The sequence below is a fragment of the Paenibacillus pasadenensis genome (assembly GCF_002864175.1).
Taxonomy (GTDB): Bacteria; Bacillota; Bacilli; order Paenibacillales; family Paenibacillaceae; genus Paenibacillus_O; species Paenibacillus_O pasadenensis.
The window spans coordinates 2,449,437-2,466,581 of the sequence record NZ_NFEZ01000004.1 but is presented as its reverse complement, the minus strand read 5'-3'; the positions used below and the strand labels follow the sequence as shown (position 1 = coordinate 2,466,581).

The following is a 17,145-nucleotide window of genomic DNA, read 5'->3' as shown; positions in this document are numbered from 1 at the left end:
TGCCGACGGCTCAGGCGCCGACGAGCTGCTCCTCGCGCAGCAGCTCGCGGAACTGCTCGCCGCCAAGCGTCTCTTTTTCGATCAGGATGGCGAGGCTATGCTCGAACAGAGGGCGGCGCGAGCCGAGCAGCTCCTTGGTGCGCGCCATCAGCCCCTCCAGCACCCCGCCGGTAATCTGCGCCCAGCGGTCCGGCGTCAGCATCCGGTCCTCGACGATGCCGGCCTCGGTGAGCCCGCACTCGACCATCGTGCGCACGATGCTCAGCGCCTGGTCGAAGTCGCCCTTGGAGCCCGTGCTGCGCCCGCCGTAGAACATCTCCTCTGCGGCGGCGCCGGCAAGCGCGATCATGATCTGCGACTCCAGGTAGTCCTTCGTGTAGAGGTAATGGTCCTGCGCGGGATTGTGGCGCACGTAGCCGAGCGCCCCTCCGCGCGGCGAGAGCGCGACCTGCGACACGCTGCCCGGACGCACCAGCTCGGCGGCGATGGCATGTCCGAGCTCGTGGATCGCGACCCGCTCCCGCTCCTCCTTGGTGGACTCGCGGTCCGTCTTCTCGCCCATCATCACCTTGTCGATCGCCATCGACAGATGCTCCTGGCGCACGGACTCGCTGCTCTCGCGCATCGCATAGATCGCCGCCTCGTTCAGCACGCTCTCCAGCTGCGCGCCGGAGAAGCCGAACGACTCCTCGGCGATCTTGTCGAGGCTGACCGCCTCGTCGAGCGGTTTGTTCTTGGCATGGATGGTTAAGATATGAAGACGGCCTTTTTTGTCCGGCAGCTCGACGCCGATATGGCGGTCGAAGCGGCCCGGACGCAGCAAAGCGGAGTCGAGCATCTCCTTGCGGTTCGTCGCCGCCATAATGAGGATGCGCGGGGCGTCGTTCGTATGGATGCCGTCCATCTCGGTCAGCAGCTGGTTGAGCGTCTGGTCGTACTCGCGGTGCTGGCCGCCGTCGCGCTTGCCGCCGATGACGTCGATCTCGTCGATGAAGATGACGGCGTTTTTCTTGCCGGCCTTCTGCGCTTTTTTGCGCGCGTCCTTGAACAGGTCGCGGATGCGGCCCGCGCCGACGCCGACGTACATCTCGACGAACTCGCTGCCCGAGGCGGCGAGATAGACCGAATCCGTATACTGCGCCGCCGCCTTGGCCATCAGCGTCTTGCCGGTGCCCGGAGGGCCGGTCAGCAGGATGCCCTTGAGCGGACGGATGCCGAGCTTGCTGATCTCCTCATGCTTGACCAGAAAGTCGAGCGCCTCGATCAGCTCGACCTTGGCGCGGTCCTGGCCGCCGATATCGTCGAAGGAAAAAGGCTTGGACGTCTTGACCGTCGCGTCCCGCCTGCCGCCTGCCGCGGCGAGCTGCCCCTTGGAGCGCAGAGCGAAGAACAGCACGCCGACGAGCGACAGGGCAAGCAGCAGCGGCACGACATTGACGCCGCGGAACAGCAGAAAGGCCAGCAGAGCGGTCAAAAAGCCGGCGCCGATCTCGGCGCTGTACTTAGGCATTGGGCCATACCCCCATCGTCTCGCCCGCGCGGGGCAGAATGACATACTTCGTATCCGTGCCGTACTCCAGCGTCACATAAACGTTCGCCTGATCCATGGAAGACTTCGCCCGAAGTCCTTCATGGCTTTTTTGCATGGCCGCCAGCGCGTCGGGGATGCGGGAGTACTCCCGGTTCTCCATCGCTTCGGCGATCGTGAACAGCTGGCTCGACCAGATCTCCTCCAGCTTCGGACTCGTCGGCCCGTCGACCTGCAGCACCAGCTTGCGGGAGCCGATGACCGAGGCGCCTTGACGCGAGATCTGCTCATATATGGTTCGAAGGTCGGCTCCGCCGTTCAGCGTGAGCTTGACCGTGACGACATCCTGGCTAAGGGAGGGTTGGGCGGATGACACGCCCGGCAGCGCTTGTACGGCTTTGCTGAGCGGACGTTCGACAGCGGTCTGCTGATAGGCGTACCAGCCTCCGAACAGCAGCGCGGCCGACACGGCGACAGTGGCGAGAAAAGGCAGCAGCCTCCATTTGATCAAAGCAAAAAGCCCCCTTTAGGATCGAAGCGGCCAGCGGACTGGCCGTCCTCATGCGTATTCGCGCCTTGTGATGGCTTCTAGTATATCACAATTGCTATACGATGAGTATATCACTTCGACTTTGATAGAGGGCAGGCAAATGTGAACAAATCAGGAAGAACGTTTGGCGGTCAAGGAATACGTGGCTCGTTCGGCGCCGGTCTTGAAGTCGTAGAACTCGTAAAAGTAGCGCAGCTGGTCCGTTGTCCGGGAGTAGTACGCTTCCCATGCCGGCGAGCCCTGATGCCAGGCCGGACGGACATGGAGCAGCTTGGCGTCCGGCTTCGCCGCGAGCAGCTTGGCGCGGATGTCCTCCTCCGTCGCGCTCTCCGCCGCATTCTCGGCATAGGGAGCCCGCTCCGGCAGCAGCCAGACGACGAGCTGGCGGCCTTCGGCGGTGCTGCCGCGCACGATCCAGAGCGGCTCGTCCCACACATACTTCTCGGCGGAGGCGACCTCCGTCAGCCCCGCCTGCTCCTTGGCCAAGCTCGCCGCCTGCGCCTCGCCTTGCCAGACCGGCTGCTGGATGCTCCGCAGCTCGGCATGGATCAGCGCCAGCAGCAGGATCAGCGCCAGCACGGCGACGACCGTCCAGCCCCGGCGGGTAAAGTACCAGCGAGGACTGCGGCTGCGGGCCATCAGGCCCCGGCGAGCCTGCGGTAGCAGGCTTCGGCTTCAGCCAGGATCTTCTCCTCGTCGAGCAGCAGGCAGACGCCGCCCTGCACGACCTGGCGTCCGTCGACCCAGACGTCGCGCACGTCGCGTCCCGAAGCGGAATAGACGAGATGGGAGACGATGTCCGTGCGCGGGTAGAAATGCGGCTGGTCGGCGTCCAGCGAGATGAAGTCGGCCTTGAGTCCCGCCTTCAGCGCGCCGAGCTCCGGCTGCCGGATCGTCGCCGCGCCGCCGAGCGTCGCGAGCTGAAGCGCCTGCATCGCCGGCACGACGGTCGGGTCGCCGCTGACGCCCTTGTGGACGAGCGCGGCGAGCCGGATCTCGTCGAACAGGTCGAGATTGTTGTTGCTCGCCGCGCTGTCCGTGCCGAGCGAGACGGCGACTCCGGCCTTCAGCAGCTCCGGCACGCGGGCCACGCCGCTCGCGAGCTTCAGGTTGCTGGCCGGATTGTGAGAGACGGCGACGCCGCGCTCGGCGAGCAGCGCGATCTCCTCGTCCGTCAGATGCACCGCATGGGCGACGAAGCTCGGACGGGAGAACAGGCCGAGACGGTCGAGATGCGCCACCGGGCGCAGGCCGTACTCGCGCAAGTTCTGCTCGACCTCGGCGCGCGTCTCCGACATATGCGTATGCATCGGCAGGTCGAGATCATGCGCCGCCTGCACGAACGCTTCGATGAACGCCGGCGGGCACGTATACGGCGCATGCGGGCTCATCATCGTCGCGATGCGGCCGTCCGCCGCGCCGTTCCAGTCCTTGGCGAACTGGACCGCCTCCGCCAGCTTCTCGCGCTGCACCTCTTCCGGGCAAAGGCCGATCGCGCCGCGCATCAGCACGCCGCGCATGCCGGAGCGCTCCACGACCTGGGCGACCTGGTCCATCCGGTCGTACATGTCGACGAATGTCGTCGTGCCGCTTTTGAGCATCTCCAGCACGGCCAGCGAGGTGCCCCACTTGACGTCGGCGTCCGTAAATTTCGCTTCCATCGGCCACATGTAGTCCTGCAGCCACGTCTGCAGCGCCTCGTCGTCCGAGAAGCCGCGCAGCAGCGACATCGCCGCGTGGCCATGCGTGTTGATCAGTCCCGGCATGTAGACGCGCCGGCTGCCGTCGATCCGCACGGAGATCGCGTCGGCCTCCTGCGGACGCTCTTCTCCGATATAGACGATGCGGTCGCCGTCGACGACCATATGGCCGCGCACGACCGGCTGGGCTTTGTCCATCGTCACGAACGTCCCGTTTTCAATCCACCATTTGCTCATGTTCATCCGTCCCGTCTTTATCCATATAGTAGGCCAAGCTCAGCAGCTGCGTCGTGAAGTCGGCGTAGTGGATCCGCACCTTGTCCGGAGCCTTGAGCACGACCGGCGCGAAGTTGAGGATGCCCGTCACGCCCGCCTCGATGAAGCGGTCGGCGACGTTTTGCGCCTCCGCGGCCGGCACCGTGATGATGCCGATCTGGATGCCGTCCTCCCGCACCTTGTCCCGCAGCCGCTCGATCGGCAGCACCTCGAGCCGGTTGATCCGCATGCCGATCTTGGCCGGGCTCGCGTCGAACACGGCCGTGATCTTCATGTTGTCCTTGAGGTAGCTGCTGTAGTTGCACAGCGCATGGCCGAGGTTGCCCGCGCCTGCGAGCGCGACCTTCATCGGCTGGTCGAGCTTCAGGATGCCGCGGATCTTCTCGATCAGATAGTTGACGTCGTACCCGACGCCTTTGCGTCCGAACTCCCCGAAGTAAGCCAGATCCTTGCGGATCTGGGCGGGATTGAGATCGAGCTTGCGCCCGAGCTCCTGGCTGCTGACGGTCTGCACGTCGCGCACATGCAGGTCGTTCAGCACCTGCAGATAGACCGGCAGCCGCCGCACGACCGCTTCGGATATCGGTTTGCCCTGCTTGCTCATCGCTGCTCGGCCCCCTTCGCTTCGTCCTGCAGCCATTCCCTCATGCGGGAAGTGAACTGCTCGGCATGCATCGTTTCAATTTTAGGCCCTGGCAGCGAATAGAGGAAGTGCTTTCCATAAAAGGTATCGATGACGCGCGTATCGTACAGCAGCACGATGCCTTTGTCGCGGGACGTGCGGATGAGCCGGCCGAAGCCTTGCTTGAAGCGGATGACCGCCTGCGGCACCGACAGCTTCATGAACGGATTGTGGCCCGCCTCCTGCAGCAGCTCCGCCTTGGCCTCCTGCAGCGGATGGTTCGGCGGCTGGAACGGCAGCCTCACGATCGCCAGGCAGACGAGCGCGTCGCCGGGAATGTCCACGCCTTCCCAGAAGCTGCTCGTGCCGAGCAGCACCGACGCCGGCTGCTGGCGGAACAGCCGCGTCAGCTTGCTGCGGTTGCTGCTGTCCACTCCCTGGCCGAGCACCTGGATGCCCGCTCCGGCTAGCGCTTCCTTGAGCGGCTCGTACACTTCCTTCAGCATCCGGTAGCTGGTGAACAGGACGAGCATCCGTCCGCCCGTCTCGACCGCCGCAGCGGCCAGCGAGCCGAGCAGCTTGTCCATGTAGGCCGGATCGGCAGCCGCTCCCTTTACCTTGGGAAAGTCGCGCGGGATCATGACGAGCGCCTGCGAGCGGTGCTGGAACGGCGAAGGCAGCTGCACCGTGCGCGCCTGGCGCTCGTCGCCAAGCTTCAAGCCGAACTGCTCGGCGGCGTACTGGAACGTCTTCTGCACGGTCAGCGTCGCCGACGTGATGACGACGCTTTTTTTGCTGTCGAAAAAATGCTCCCGGATCTGCGCGCTCACATCGGCCGGCACCGTATGCAGCTGCACGCTCTTCGTCCGCGCGCTCTGGTAGGACTCGATCCAGTACACCATTTCCGGCTTGTCCGCCCGCACGAACACCTTGAGCTCGTCGCGGATGCGCCCGGCGTCCTTGACCGCACCGGCAAGATCGGTGATCATGCCTTGCAGCGACAGGTCGTCCAGCTTGTCCTTCATGTCCGAGCTCATCTTGTCCAGCACCTTGACGACCTGGTTCATCTCCTTGAAGAACAGCGACTCCTCGAATTCGATCGCTTCCCAAGCTTTGGGGAGCGCGCCGGGCTTGAGCCGCAGGATCGTCTGTCCCGCCTCGGCCGCGCCGCCTCCAGCGCTCGGCGAAGCGAGCGCCTGCAGCAGCTCGAACAGCTTTTCCCACGTATCCTTGAGCGAGCCGAAGCGCGGGATGACCTCGTCGAGCTGCTCCGTCCATTTGGCGACCTCGTCGGCATCCTCGCCCTGGATCTGCATCCGCAGCTGGGGCAGCAGGCCGTTCCTCGAATCCTTGGCCAGCCGGTTCGCCAGGTTGAGGAAGCCGTAGAAACCGAGCTGCTGTCCCAGATGCTTGCCGGCCACCTCCTCGAGCTGATGGCCCTCGTCGATGACGAGGTATTCGTAGGACGGCAGCAGCCGGTGGTCGGCGCGGATGTCGGTGAACAGCAGCGAATGGTTCGTGATGACGATGTCGGCGAGGTTCGACTCCTGCTTGGCCCGGTGGTAGAAGCAGCGCTTGAACCACGGACAGGCGCGGTTCAGGCAGGAATCCGCGTCGCTGGAGACCGTGTTCCAGAACTCCGCGCCGCGGTTGCCGAAGTTCAGCTCCTCCTGGTCGCCCGTCTCCGTCTCGCCGAGCCAGACGAGCATCTGCGAGGCGGTCTGCCGCTCCTCGCTGCCCGCCGCCAGCTCCAGCGTTTGCAGCCGCGTCTCGAACTTGCGCAGGCACATGTAGTTGCCCCGGCCCTTGAAGACGCTTGCGCGGAACTTGAACGGCAGCACGTCGCGCAGCAGCGGCAGGTCGCGTTGGCGCAGCTGCTCCTGCAGATTGATCGTGTGCGTGCTTATAACGATCTTGCGCTCGTTTTTGATTCCGAAATAGAGCGAAGGAATGAGATAGCCGAGCGATTTGCCCGTGCCGGTGCCGGCTTCGATCAGCAGATGCCGGCTGTTCTCGAAGGCGTCGTTCACTTCGCGGAACATCGTCGTCTGCGCCTCGCGCTCCTCGTAGTCGGGAAACAGCGTCTCGAAGCCGGTCTTGACCATCTCCAGGTAGTCCTCGAAGCTGGCGTCCGCAAGCGGATTGGCCTGCTCCTCCTCGCGGGCAGACTCCTCCTCGGTCCAGTCCCCGGCCGACATCGCCACGCCGCGATAGTACTTGTGGGAGTCCGTATCGAGCGCGGAGAGGAGCTGCTTGGCTTCAAGCTCGAGCGCCAGCAGCCAGCCGAGATCGCTGTCCCGGATGAAGGAGGCCAGATGCTCGACGGTCAGCAGCGGCAGCGATCGGAGCTTTTTCAAGCACTCCGAGAACAGGATCGCCGTCGCCATCGCATCGCTGTCCGCCCGGTGATGCTGGTCGTGGCGGATGCCGAACTGCTCCGATACGGCTCCGAGCTGATACGACGGCAGCGAAGGGAACAGCATCCGCAGCAGCTCGACCGTATCAAGCCTGCGGCCGGCGAACGGCGAATAGCCGGCGCGGTCGAGCGCCATATTAAGGAAGCCGGCGTCGAAGCCGACATTATGTCCGACCAGCACGGCATCGTCCAGCAGCGGGATCAGCTCGAGCAGCAGCTCGTCCGGCTCCGGAGCGTCCCGCACCATCTCGTCGTCGATGCCCGTCAGCTGGGTGATGAAGGCAGGGATCCCCCTGCTCGGACGCACGAAAGAGCTCAGTGTCTGTACGACATTGAACTCTTCGTCCATCAGCACGAGGCCGATTTGTATGAGATCATCTTCCGAGGCGTTCGTCCCGGTCGTTTCCACGTCGAGTACCGCATAATTCATTGACAGCCGATCTTCCTCTCCGATCAAGTCAGCTCCGCGCTTCCGAAATAAAGGGATAAGGGCCCATGCGCCTGATGGCATGACTTGAGGTTGATAGCCGGATCCTCGAAGCTCGGATCCATCTTGAGCGCTTGACGGAACAGCCGTTCCGCAAGCTCCATGTTGAGCCGCACCGCCTGGATGCAGCCTAGCGCGTTGAAGCTGATCGCCTGCCAGCGCGGATGCTCCGTCAGCGTGGCGAGCAGCTTGAAATGCAGCTCCGCGTCGTTCCACTGCTTCGTGTGCATGAGCGACATCGCCAAGTACAGGCGAGCCAGATTGCATTCCGGGGCGAGCCGCACCGCATCCGCGAAATGGCGGATCGCCTGGGGGAACATGAACAGGTTGAAATAGCCTTGACCCTTGGCGACGCATGCCGCGAGCTCCTCGTCCGACACCGGCTCCGGCACGCCGGCCGCCGGGGGCAGCAGTCCCGTGTCGGCCTGCGGCTGCTGCCCCGGGGCTGCGGGCTGCTTTGAGCCGCCAGAGCCCGGAGGCTCCTGCATGAGCGGCAGCTGAGGCTTGGCGAAGCGGGAAGCGGCGGCTTCGCCCCCTCGGCTGCGGCCGGACTGCGGCTCGCTCGCGCGAGACAGGCCGGACAGGCCGCCGCCGAGGCCTGCGGCTGCGGCCTCCTGCGGATAAGCGTCCTGGAAGTCCGCCAGCTTTTCCTCGAAGGCCAGCCATTCCTCGATGAATTGATCGCTTGCCGCGCGAAGGTGGATCAGCTGCTTCAGCAGCTGCTCGCGCTCGTTCGGACTGCAGCCGGGACAGCGAAGCATGATGTCGTCCAGCATCTCGTTCATGACGGCAAACATCGGCTCAAACATCCGTTCACACCGCCTTCGGCTATGGAATGAGGGGAAAGGAATCGTCATAAATGCGCGGCTGCGAAGCCGTACCCTCATTCTGCTTCCGAAGCGCCCCCCCTATACCCGGCGGCGGCAGTTCCCTGAGGCGGACGCATCAGGAAGCTCGCTTACCGAATAACGGCGTGCACCTCGTGATCCATCACCTCGGCCGGCCGGTTGTCCTCGTTCAAAATGACGACGCGCGGCCGATAGGTCCGGGCTTCCGCTTCTTCCATCGAAGCGTAGGAAATGATGATGATCTTGTCGCCGGGCTGCACGAGCCGGGCGGCGGCGCCGTTCAGGCAGATGACCCCGCTGGCTCGCGGTCCCGGAATGACGTACGTCTCCAGACGGGCGCCGTTGTTGTTGTTGACGATCTGGACCTTTTCGTTGGCCCACAGATCGGCCGCTTCCATCAGGTCCTCGTCGATCGTGATGCTGCCCACATAGTTCAGGTTCGCTTCCGTCACGGTCGCGCGGTGCAGCTTGGATTTCATCATGGTGCGTTGCATCGGGTTCAGGCTCCCTTCTTGGGAAATATCGCGTTGTCGATGAGCCGGGTGCCGCCGAATTTGACCGCGAGCGCCAGCAGCGCTTCCGACTGCCCGAGCGCGGCGCTCAGCGGCTGCTCCGGAGGGATCGCGGCGAGCGACGGGTACAGCCGCAGCTCGGCGTAGTCGATGTCGGCGAGCGGCGAGCGCAAGATCGCTTCGCGCGCGCGGCGCTGCAGCTCGCCGGCCGTCATGCCCGGCTCCGACGCCCACTGCTTCGCCTTGTCCAGCGTGCGCGACAGCACGAGCGCCTCGGCGCGCTGCTCCGGCGACAGGTAGACGTTGCGCGAGCTGAGCGCAAGTCCGTCCGGCTCGCGCAGCGTCGGGCAAGGCACGATCTCGACGTCGAAGTTCAGGTCGTCGGCCATCTGACGCACGACGGCGACCTGCTGCGCGTCCTTGAGGCCGAAATAGGCCTTCGTCGGAGCGACGAGGTGGAACAGCTTGGCGACGACCGTGCCGACGCCGTCGAAGTGGCCCGGCCGGGAGGCGCCGCATAGCGCCTCTGTCACGTCGCTGACGAGCACTCGCGTCAGCGGACGTCGAGGATACATCTCCTCGACGCTCGGCATGAATACGATGTCCGCCCCTTCGCGGCGCGCGACCTCGAGATCGCGGGCCTCGTCGCGCGGATAGCGGTCCAGATCCTCCGTCGGCCCGAACTGCAGCGGGTTGACGAAGATCGACAGCACCGTCAGCCCGTTTTCCGCAGCGCTGCGGCGGATGAGGCTGCCGTGGCCGTCATGCAGATAGCCCATCGTCGGCACGAGGCCCGTCTGCAGGCCGGGCGCGCGCTCGCGGCGCTCGCGCAGCAGCCCTTTCAGCTCGGCTACCGTGCGCGCGACGATCGGCGCCTTCGGCTTCGCTTCCGTCAGCACGCTCATTTGGAGCCTCCTCCATAAACGGCAGCCGGCTGCGCGGCGGACACGCCGAACGTATGCTCCTCCGTCGGGAAGCGGCGAGCCTTCACGTCCTCGACAAAGCCGCCGAGCGCCTCGCGGATCTGCGTGCCGACATCGGCATACGTCTTGACGAACTTCTTGGGCGTATAGGGCGAGGCATATTGAATGACGTCGTGGTAGACGAGCACCTGGCCGTCGCAGCCGGCGCCGGCGCCGATGCCGATCGTCGGGATGTCGAGCCGGCGCGAGATGTCCTCGGCCAGCGGCCCGAGCACGAGCTCCAGCACGACCGCATAGGCGCCGGCCTGCTGCAGCGCGAGCGCGTCGTCCAGCAGCCGGGCCGCTTCAGCCTCGAGCTTGCCTTGAATTTTGTAGCCGCCCATCTGGTGGACCGACTGCGGCGTCAGGCCGATATGGCCGATGACGGGGATGCCGGCATCGACGCAAGCCTTCACATGCTCGGCCACCTCGGCGCCTCCCTCGATCTTGACCGAGTGGGCATGCCCTTCCTGCATGAGCCGCGCCGCTCCCTGCAGCGTATGCTCGCGGCTGATCCGCGCCGTCATGAACGGCATGTCGACGATGCGGAACGTATTCGCCGCCCCGCGGGCGACGGATCGCGCATGATAAATCATATCTTCCAGCGTGACCGGCACGGTCGTGTCGTAGCCGAGCACGACATTGCCCAGCGAGTCGCCGACCAGCAATGTGTCGACTCCCGCTTCCTCGGCCAGCTTGGCGGAAGGATAATCGTACGCCGTCAGCATCGTGATCGGCACGCCCTCTCTTTTCATCCGCTGCAGCTTGGTTGTCGTCAACGCTTGTTTCATGTTCGTTTTCCCCTTTCGGAACCTCTTGGCTTAGTGTGAACACAAAAAAACCTTTTAGCCTCTGCTAAAAAGTCCAGCCCGAAAAAGGATGTCCTGCCGGCAGCGCTCCTCTCGCCGTCACGGTCCGTCATGCGGCTCCGCGCGCCGAGCTCTCGCTCCCGCGTTCATGCCTTCTTATGAAGCAGCAGACTTATGGAGCCGTCTGCCCGGCTGCGCCAGTGCGGTTCCGGCCTATCGGCCCTTGATACCGCCTGGTCACACCCAGTATAGCAGATCGAGCCGCATGCGTAAACGAAGGCCGAAGGCGCTTGCACGCCGATCACGCCCGGATCGGCTCGCCCATCTGGGCCGAGAACAGCGTCCGCTCCGAACCGTCCGCCATCCGGACGATCAGCGCGCCGGACTCATGCAGGCCGAGCGGAGTCGCGACGATGTCGCCCTGCGGCGTGCGGAGCTCCGTCTCGCGATGCAGCGAGACCGACAGCGCCTCCCAGAGCGTCCGCACCAAGCCGAAGCCTTCGGCCAAATAGAGCCGGTACAGCCGCTCCCACTCGAGCAGGAACGCCGCCGCCAGGGCGCCGCGCGAAAAGCTGCGGCCGGCGGCCATGCGCAGCGAGACGGCCTTGTCCAGCAGCTCCGGCGGATAGTCGGCCTCGCTCAGGTTGACGCTGATGCCGATGCCGGCCACGACATGCCGGAGCCGCTCGTCCTCGGCGGCCGACTCCAGCAGGATGCCGCTCAGCTTGCGGCCGTCGACGAGCAGGTCGTTCGGCCACTTGATGCCGATATCGAGCCCGGTCTCCGCGCGCAGCGTCCGGCAGAGCGCGACCGCGGCCAGCAGCGTCAGCTGCGGCGCGCTGCCGACCGGCAGCTGCGGCCGCAGGATCAGGCTCATCCAGAGCCCTTTGCCGTACGGCGACACCCAGCCCCGGCCCATGCGCCCGCGGCCGCTCAGCTGCTGCTCGGCGATGACGAGCGTGCCTTCCTCGGCGCCTTGCTGCGCGAGCTGCTGGGCGACGTTCTGCGTCGAGTCGATCTTGTCCAGCACGACAAGCCTGCGGCCGAAGCTCTCCGTCCGCAGCTGCGCGCCGATCGACTCCGCATCCAGCGGCTCGGGACGGCCGACGAGCCGGTAGCCGAGCTTGCGCGAGGCTTCGAACTCCACGCCCTGGTCCTGCAGCCGGCGGATGCCTTTCCATACCGCGGTCCGGCTGACGCCGAGCTCGCGGCTCACCTCCTCGCCGGAGCGAAAGCGCTCGCCCGATTCCTCGAACAGCTCCAGCAGCCTTTCCAGATCCATGTCCCTACTCTCCTTCCATCCAGGAAACAGCCAGCTTCGCCAGCGCTTCCGTCTCGTTCGGCGCCTCGCCGAGCATGACCGCCTCCAGCAGCCGCTTCAGCAGCGGCCCCAGCCAAGGCCCGGGCCGGCGGCCGAGCTGCCGCTGCAGCAGCCGGCCGTCGATCGCCAGCTCCTTGAGCGTGCGGGCGGGCAGCTGCTCCAGCCAGCCGCTCAGGAGGGCGGCTGGCGGCGCCGCGCCGGCGGGAAACAGCTGCGGCGCCAGGCCGGCCCGCTCCGCCGCGGCAAGAAACGCCAGCCCCTCGCGGACCGGCTCCTCGCCAAGCTCCAGCACGAGCCGCGCCAAGCCGTCCCGCTGCGGATCGCGGCCGAGCCGCTGCACGCCCGCATGGAACGCCAGCACGGCGGCAAGCCGCTCCTGGCGGGCCAAGCTGAACCGCAGCGTCGCAAAGCTCATCTTCGCTTCGTCCGCGAAGCCTTGCATCGCCTGATCTGCCGTCAGTCCCAGCAGCAGATGCAGCGCCGCCCAGCCGTCGTCCGGCCGCTGCAGCCGGCTCGCCGCCTGCAGCGGCGCGGCCAGTCCGCGTCCATGCGCAGAGCAGGCGCCAGCCGCCCGCGCCAGCGCCGGAATCGGTTCCTTGAATCGATCCGCCAGCCCCGACGCGGCCAGCAGCGCCGCCCCGCGGGCAAGCCCGCCGCCGGCCAGCAGCTTGTCCAGCTCGGCGCCGACCCGCTCCATCGCGATCAGCCGCATTCCTTCGCGCCCGGCCTTCAGCCCGCGCCAGGCGGACGGAGCGAAGCTCAGCCCGTAGACGGCGGCGAAGCGGATGCCGCGCAGCAGCCGCAAGGCATCCTCGGCGAAGCGTTCCTCAGCCGCGCCGACCGCTCTCAGCGTCCGGTTCCGCAAATCCGCTTGGCCTCCGAACGGATCGGTCAGCCTTCCGCTCCGATCCATCGCCATCGCGTTGATCGTGAAGTCCCGCCGCCGCAGATCCTCCTCCAGGCTGCGAACGAACCGGACCTCGTCCGGCCGCCTCGCATCGCCGTACTCGCCGTCCGTCCGGAAGGTCGTCAGCTCGTAAAGCCGTCCGCCGTGCCGGACGGTCACCGTCCCGTGCCGCAGTCCCGTCGGAATCGCATCGGGAAACAGCTCCATCGCCTCCTCCGGCGTCGCCGAGGAGGCGATGTCCACGTCATGCAAAGGCAGGCCGAGCAGCAGGTCGCGCACGCACCCGCCGACGAAGACCGCTTGGAAGCCGGCCTCCTCGAGCCGAAGCAGCACCGGCAGCGCCGCTTGCATCTGCGGATCGAGCGGGATGGATCCGCCTTTCATCCGCGGCAAGCCTGCATCGGGAGCTCCGCCTCGAGTCCGAGCACCCGGTAATAGATCTTTTCGTATTCGAGCGTGATCCGGTCGTTGCAAAATTCCTCGCAGGAGCGCTTGATGCACGCCTCGCGGAACTGCTCATACATCGCCTCGTTCGTCAGCAGGCGGACGGCGTTGCGGGCCATGTCCGCCGTATCTCCGACCGGCGACAGGAATCCGGTCCGCTCATGCGCCACAAGCTCGGGGATGCCGCCTGCGGTCGAGCCGATCGTCGGGACGCCGCATCCCATCGCCTCGAGGGCGACGAGCCCGAAGCTTTCCTTTTCGGACGGCAGCAGCAGCAGGTCGGCGAGCGAGATGATCTGCGCCACATCCTCCTGCTTGCCGAGGAAATGGACGCGGTCCTCCAGCCCCATCTCCTGAATCTGAAACTGGATTCGCGACAGTTCAGGCCCTTCTCCGACCAAAAGCAGCTTCGAGGGGACATGCTCATTGACGCGGCGGAAAATATCAATGACGTCTCCGACGCGCTTGACCGGACGGAAATTGGAAATATGCATGAGGATCTTTTCATGCGGCAAGGCGTAGTCATCCCGCATCGAGCCCGTGTCTCGCGGGTAGTAGACGCGCTTGTCGACGAAGTTGTACGTCAGGTCGATATCACGCGTAATGTCCATCAGCTCGCGCGTCTCGCGGATGAGATCCTTGGATACGGCGGTGACGGCGTCGCTTTCGTTGATCGCGAGGCGGATCAGGCTTTTCAGCGACTCGTCTTGGGCCAGCACCGTAATGTCGGTCCCGTGCAGCGTCGTCACCGTCTTCAGGCCGGAGCCGTTCATCATCTGCTTGGCGAGGAAGGCGCATACGGCATGCGGCACCGCATAATGCACATGCAGCAGATCCAGGTTCTGCATCGCGGCGACCTGGGCCATCTTGCTGGCGAGGCTCAGATCGTACGGCGGATAGCGGAAAACGTAATACTGGTTGACCTCGACCTCGTGATAGAAGATGTTCTTGTGGAACTGGCCGAGGCGGAACGGAATGCTGTGCGTGATGAAATGGATTTCATGCCCTTTTTCCGCGAGCAGCTTGCCGAGCTCGGTCGCCACGACCCCGGATCCGCCGAGGGTCGGATAGCACGTGATGCCGATCTTCAGTTTTCTGGACATGATCGTTCCTCCTAGGTGAAGCCGGAACCGGGTCCGGGTCCGGCTTCGGCGTGGATGCCTGATGCTATCATTGTATTCGCGGCTCGGAGCCATTAATCATCAAGCTTCGAGAAAGCTCGACACCGGATGCGGGCGCTTCAGCGCGAAGCCTTCCGCATAGCGGCAGCCGGCGGCTTGTCCCGTCAAATAATCGCGGTACTCGACCCGCTGCACGTATCCCTGCGTCAGCGGCGTCTCGACGCGGTCGCCGCCGGCAGCTTCGAACTGCGAGCGATAGGCGGCCAGAGCGTCGAGCTTGGTCCCGATCTCCGCCGTGACGTCGACCGTCAGGGCGATATCGCGCTGGTCGTTGATGTAGTAATAGACGAGCCGCTCCACCTGGACCGGAGGCAGCTCCGGCATGCAGCGGCGCAGCTTGGCGTTGAATACGGCTTCCTCGACGATCGCGCTGCATGCGTTGTGGTCGGGGTGGCGGTCCTGCCAGTACGGCGCGAAGACGACGCGCGGCCGGCGGAGCCGAATCTCGCGGACGACGGCGGCGATCTGCTCCGCGTCCCCCGTCAGGCCGCGGTCCGGCAAGCCGAGGCAGCCCCGATAGGCCAAGCCCAGGATGCGGGAAGCCTCCGCCGCCTCCTCGGCGCGCAGCACCGGATCTCCGTTCGAGCTCATCTCGCTGCGCGTCAGGTCGCAGACGCCGACGCGCCACCCTTGCCGGGCATGGAGGGCGATCGTGCCGCCCATGCCGATCTCGGCATCGTCCGCGTGGGCGCCGAATACGAGCAGATCGACTTGACTCTGTTGAGCGTCCATCCGCTTACTCCGGCTTGTACTTGTGCACGAGCTCGCGCCAGGCGAAGTCTCCGCGCATCATCGACTTGACGAGCAGCTCGGCGGTCGCGATGTTCGTCGCCACCGGGATGCCTTGCACGTCGCACAGGCGAAGCAAGGCGGTAATGTCCGGCTCATGCGGCTGAGCCATGAGCGGATCGCGCAGGAAGATGATGAGATCAAGCTCATCCTCCGCGACAAGCGCTCCGATCTGCTGGTCCCCGCCGAGCGGGCCGCTCATGAAGCGCTTGATTTGCAGGCTCGTCTTTTCCATGATGCGGGAGCCCGTCGTCCCGGTGGAATACAGCTTGGCGTTTTTGAACGCCTCCTCGTAGGCGGTGACGAAGTTGACCATTTCGTCCTTTTTGCGGTCATGCGCGATGAATGCGATTTGCAGCATCTATTCCAGCTCCTTTACGGCCTGACAGGCTGAAGTTTTCCAGGAATCGTTCCTTAGTCGTCCATGATATGCTCGAAGCCGTACACCATGCCCTCGTAGGTCATTACTTTGCGGACGGCATGCGCGACGCCCGGCATGTAGCCGGCGCGGTCATAGGAGTCGTGGCGGATTTTGAGCGACTGTCCGAACGCTCCGAAGACGACCTCCTGCTGGGCGAACACGCCCGGAAGACGCACGCTGTGGATGCGGAACCCGTCGTAATAGCCGCCGCGCGAGCCCTCGATCGTCTCCTCCTCGCTCGGATTGCCTTGCCGCAGCTCCTTGCGGGCGGCGGAGATGAGCTCGGCCGTCTTGATCGACGTTCCGGACGGAGCGTCAAGCTTCTGGTCGCCATGATATTCAATGATTTCGAGATGCGGGAAGTATTTAGCCGCCTCGGCGGCGAATTTCATCATCAGGATGGCTCCGATCGAAAAGTTCGGCGCGATCAGCCCGCCGATCTTCTGCTGCTTGCACAGCTCGTCCAGCTCTTCGATCTGGGCTGGCGTGAAGCCGGTGGCGCCGACGACCGGCCGGACGCCGCGCGTGATCGCTTCCAGCGTGTTGGCGTATACGGCCTGCGGCACGGTGAAGTCGACGAGCACGTCGATGTCGGCGGAGGACAGCATCGCCTCGAGCGTAGGCACGACCTTGACGCCGGCCTCGTCCAGGCCGACCAGGCGTCCCGCGTCGACGGCGCCTGCGGATGGAGACATCGCGCCGGCCAGCTGAAGCCCTTCCTCCTGCAGCACCAGCTTGACGGCTTCGCGGCCCATGCGGCCGGATGCGCCGGCCACCGCGACTTTGATTGGGGTTGACATTGATGATCACCTCGGTTCAGAAATAAAAGGCGGCAGGGACGGTCAATCCCTCCCTCGCCGCCTCAGCATCCGCTTGAGCTGACGATTCAGCTGCCTCGCTTCCTCCATCGCCGGCTCCAGGCGGCAAGCCTCTGCCGCGAGCAGCCGCGCTTCCTGCAGCCGGCCGAGCTGCATGCAGCAGACCGCGGCGAGATAGCAGGCCTCGGCCTGAAGCGGGTCGAGGATGCGGGCCTCCTGCAGGAACTCCATCGCTTCCGACGCGGAGCCCGACTCGGAGGCCATGATCAGCTTGGCGTCGGATACGAGCCGCCTCGCCTCGACGACGTCCAGATGATAGCGGTATTCCTCATGGTCCGGCTTCAGCTCGCATGCCTTGGCCGCATGCTGGAGAGCCAGCTCCCACCGTCCGCTCCGAGCGCAGGAGACCGAGCACTTATAATGAAAGGAAGCGTTCCGAGGCTCCAGCTGGATGGCCTGCAGGAACCACTCGATCGCTCCATCGAAATCGCCGTTCAAGATGCATTCATACGCTTTTTTGATGCAGCCTTCCCCGTCCATCCGCCCACCTTCCT

At 65.1% G+C, this 17,145-nt stretch carries 17 protein-coding genes; all 17 read right to left on the bottom strand.

The features are described from left to right. Positions 1 to 10: 10 nt before the first annotated feature. On the bottom strand, positions 11 to 1,510 hold the full coding sequence (locus tag B8V81_RS20195) for an AAA family ATPase (protein WP_028599731.1): 1,500 nt from the start codon (positions 1,508 to 1,510) through the stop codon (positions 11 to 13). Next, the gene (locus tag B8V81_RS20190) at positions 1,503 to 2,039 is read right to left on the bottom strand and encodes a hypothetical protein (RefSeq protein ID WP_101809064.1); all 537 of its coding nucleotides are present in this window, start codon (positions 2,037 to 2,039) and stop codon (positions 1,503 to 1,505) included. The genes B8V81_RS20195 and B8V81_RS20190 overlap by 8 nt, the downstream gene beginning before the upstream one ends. Positions 2,040 to 2,189: 150 nt before the next feature. Beyond that, positions 2,190 to 2,717 carry a cell wall elongation regulator TseB-like domain-containing protein gene (locus B8V81_RS20185; protein WP_028599733.1) on the bottom strand — a complete coding sequence of 176 codons (528 nt, stop codon included), beginning with the start codon at positions 2,715 to 2,717 and terminating at the stop codon, positions 2,190 to 2,192. Continuing rightward, complete coding sequence (locus tag B8V81_RS20180; protein ID WP_101809063.1) at positions 2,717 to 4,021, bottom strand: amidohydrolase; 1,305 nt, start codon at positions 4,019 to 4,021, stop codon at positions 2,717 to 2,719. The genes B8V81_RS20185 and B8V81_RS20180 overlap by 1 nt, the downstream gene beginning before the upstream one ends. Then, positions 3,996 to 4,658, bottom strand: coding sequence for a redox-sensing transcriptional repressor Rex (locus tag B8V81_RS20175; protein ID WP_101809062.1), 663 nt, complete (start codon positions 4,656 to 4,658; stop codon positions 3,996 to 3,998). The genes B8V81_RS20180 and B8V81_RS20175 overlap by 26 nt, the downstream gene beginning before the upstream one ends. After that, a complete protein-coding gene (gene dinG / locus B8V81_RS20170; RefSeq protein WP_101809061.1) occupies positions 4,655 to 7,522 on the bottom strand; it encodes an ATP-dependent DNA helicase DinG in 2,868 nt (955 codons plus the stop codon). The genes B8V81_RS20175 and dinG overlap by 4 nt, the downstream gene beginning before the upstream one ends. 23 nt (positions 7,523 to 7,545) lie before the next feature. Further along, positions 7,546 to 8,388 (bottom strand): hypothetical protein, encoded by an 843-nt coding sequence (locus B8V81_RS25390; RefSeq protein ID WP_052333422.1) that lies wholly within the window; start codon positions 8,386 to 8,388, stop codon positions 7,546 to 7,548. 149 nt (positions 8,389 to 8,537) lie between these two features. After that, a complete protein-coding gene (panD, locus tag B8V81_RS20160) occupies positions 8,538 to 8,921 on the bottom strand; it encodes an aspartate 1-decarboxylase (RefSeq protein WP_028599737.1) in 384 nt (127 codons plus the stop codon). Between the two features lie 5 nt (positions 8,922 to 8,926). Then, the gene (panC, locus tag B8V81_RS20155) at positions 8,927 to 9,844 is read right to left on the bottom strand and encodes a pantoate--beta-alanine ligase (protein ID WP_052333423.1); all 918 of its coding nucleotides are present in this window, start codon (positions 9,842 to 9,844) and stop codon (positions 8,927 to 8,929) included. Further along, positions 9,841 to 10,692, bottom strand: a complete 852-nt coding sequence (panB, locus tag B8V81_RS20150) for a 3-methyl-2-oxobutanoate hydroxymethyltransferase (protein ID WP_028599739.1) — start codon at positions 10,690 to 10,692, stop codon at positions 9,841 to 9,843. Before panB ends, panC begins: the two co-directional genes overlap by 4 nt. A 319-nt stretch (positions 10,693 to 11,011) precedes the next feature. Further along, positions 11,012 to 11,992 carry a biotin--[acetyl-CoA-carboxylase] ligase gene (locus B8V81_RS20145; protein WP_028599740.1) on the bottom strand — a complete coding sequence of 327 codons (981 nt, stop codon included), beginning with the start codon at positions 11,990 to 11,992 and terminating at the stop codon, positions 11,012 to 11,014. 4 nt (positions 11,993 to 11,996) lie between these two features. Beyond that, complete coding sequence (locus tag B8V81_RS20140; RefSeq protein WP_101809059.1) at positions 11,997 to 13,322, bottom strand: CCA tRNA nucleotidyltransferase; 1,326 nt, start codon at positions 13,320 to 13,322, stop codon at positions 11,997 to 11,999. Next, positions 13,319 to 14,485: an N-acetyl-alpha-D-glucosaminyl L-malate synthase BshA gene (bshA, locus tag B8V81_RS20135; protein ID WP_028599742.1), complete on the bottom strand. Its 1,167-nt coding sequence runs from the start codon at positions 14,483 to 14,485 to the stop codon at positions 13,319 to 13,321. The genes B8V81_RS20140 and bshA overlap by 4 nt, the downstream gene beginning before the upstream one ends. A 99-nt stretch (positions 14,486 to 14,584) precedes the next feature. After that, complete coding sequence (gene bshB1 / locus B8V81_RS20130; protein ID WP_101809058.1) at positions 14,585 to 15,295, bottom strand: bacillithiol biosynthesis deacetylase BshB1; 711 nt, start codon at positions 15,293 to 15,295, stop codon at positions 14,585 to 14,587. Positions 15,296 to 15,299: 4 nt separating this feature from the next. Further along, positions 15,300 to 15,713, bottom strand: a complete 414-nt coding sequence (mgsA, locus tag B8V81_RS20125; protein WP_028599744.1) for a methylglyoxal synthase — start codon at positions 15,711 to 15,713, stop codon at positions 15,300 to 15,302. A gap of 53 nt (positions 15,714 to 15,766) precedes the next feature. After that, the gene (gene dapB, locus B8V81_RS20120; RefSeq protein ID WP_028599745.1) at positions 15,767 to 16,573 is read right to left on the bottom strand and encodes a 4-hydroxy-tetrahydrodipicolinate reductase; all 807 of its coding nucleotides are present in this window, start codon (positions 16,571 to 16,573) and stop codon (positions 15,767 to 15,769) included. Between the two features lie 42 nt (positions 16,574 to 16,615). Then, positions 16,616 to 17,131 (bottom strand): tetratricopeptide repeat protein, encoded by a 516-nt coding sequence (locus tag B8V81_RS20115; RefSeq protein ID WP_101809057.1) that lies wholly within the window; start codon positions 17,129 to 17,131, stop codon positions 16,616 to 16,618. Positions 17,132 to 17,145: the final 14 nt, after the last annotated feature.